This window comes from Paraburkholderia podalyriae, from assembly GCF_014397785.1.
Classification (GTDB): Bacteria; Pseudomonadota; Gammaproteobacteria; order Burkholderiales; family Burkholderiaceae; genus Paraburkholderia; species Paraburkholderia podalyriae.
This window is the reverse complement of the sequence record NZ_VZQQ01000221.1, coordinates 1-1,402: the sequence shown is the minus strand read 5'-3', so window position 1 is coordinate 1,402 and position 1,402 is coordinate 1. Positions and strand designations below refer to the sequence as shown.

Below are 1,402 nucleotides of genomic sequence, written 5' to 3'. Positions count from 1 at the left end.
GACTGCGCGCGCTCCCATCACCCCGATGCAGACATCGCCGGTTGATCTCAACCGACGCGGTGCGGCTACGCTCGGCCGTTACTTGCAAACGATTCTCCATTCCGTGTGCTAAATCCACCGCTTACGTTCATTCGCGCTGGCGCTAAAGAAAGCAGGTGCGGCCGGGCAGATCGTCGGGGGTTGGACGCTGCACCACTTCTGTTGAACGCGCGATCGCGCCGCATGTGCAGCCCGGCACGGTGCTTACCGATGTCGGCAGCACCAAGACCGACGTGGTCGCAGCCGCCCGCAAGGCTCTCGGCGCAAAGAATGCACAGTTCGTGCCTGGCCATCCGATCGCCGGCCGTGAACAGCATGGACCGGACGCCGCGCTTTCCGACCTTTATGTTGGCAAGAAAGTTGTACTGACAGCGTTGCCGGAGAACGCGCCGCGGGACGTCGGGCTGGTGGCCGCCGCTTGGAAACGTTGCGGGGCCTTCATTCATGAACTGACTCCCGAACGGCATGACCATATTTTTGCGGTTCTGATGTGATGGACGACTCCCGCTAGACGGCGGGAGTCGTCCATCACATCAGAACCATCGTTAGGTGGACACGATACTCCCAAGCGCGTCAACGGAACTCCAGGTGAGTTGCCCGGCCGCTTACGGACGATGCGTCAAGTCAGCCGTGCTACTTCGTTTCCATATTAACGTCGAGCGCTCGGTGCTTCGTCTCCGGGAGGGCTATGCAACAGCAAAGACAGACGAAACACATAATCGCTAGCACCGTGCCGAAGACGATTGTGCCGTACGCCGAAATGATTGGACCGGCAATGAGAGGAGGTACGGCACCGCCAAGAATGCCAGACGCGTTATAGCAAAGGCCTACTGCGGTATATCGATAGCGCGTATCAAAAAGTTCGGACATGTACGAGCCGATCGGGCCAAAAATGAAGCCAGCGATGAACATCGTCACAACGACAGCCACCGCATACGCCGCGAACGTACCCGCGTGCAACACGGGGAACAGAAGCACCGCCCACAAGGTCGCCAGCCCATTTGCACCGATAAGTGTAGCCCGTCTGCCAATGCGGTCCGATAACCTCGACGTCACCAAGACTCCGAGTAACATAATGATGCCGCTGGCCACGGATACGAGCGTCACTGTGGTGTACCCGAGCCTCAATTCACTTGCGCCGTAATTCAAGACATACGTCACGACAAGGTAGAGCATCGTAAATGCAGGAACGGCGACCATACAACTCAAAGGCATGTCGCGTGGCTGACTGGCAATCGGAGGGTGTAAAAATTTTTGTGTAAACGGTCATTTGGCAGGAAACTGTCAGCAACAGGAGCACAGATGACCGTAGCGAAACGCAACAAAAGAGAAAAACCCGATCCTGAACTCGTCAAGCTGGCAG

The 1,402-nt window shown here is 57.2% G+C and carries 1 protein-coding gene and 1 pseudogene; one reads left to right on the top strand and one right to left on the bottom strand.

Going from position 1 to position 1,402, the window contains the following annotated elements:
* Positions 1 to 112: 112 nt before the first annotated feature.
* Positions 113 to 527 (top strand): annotated as a pseudogene (locus F6X42_RS42655) (prephenate dehydrogenase/arogenate dehydrogenase family protein); the annotation flags it as partial.
* 145 nt (positions 528 to 672) lie between these two features.
* Here the strand turns inward: F6X42_RS42655 and F6X42_RS42650 are convergent.
* Positions 673 to 1,215: an MFS transporter gene (locus tag F6X42_RS42650; RefSeq protein WP_187639733.1), complete on the bottom strand. Its 543-nt coding sequence runs from the start codon at positions 1,213 to 1,215 to the stop codon at positions 673 to 675.
* Positions 1,216 to 1,402: the final 187 nt, after the last annotated feature.

Coding starts and splice junctions, on each gene's coding strand:
- F6X42_RS42650 (WP_187639733.1), bottom strand. CDS start 1,215: ATGCTCTACCTTGTCGTGACGTATGTCTTGAATTACGGCGCAAGTGAA.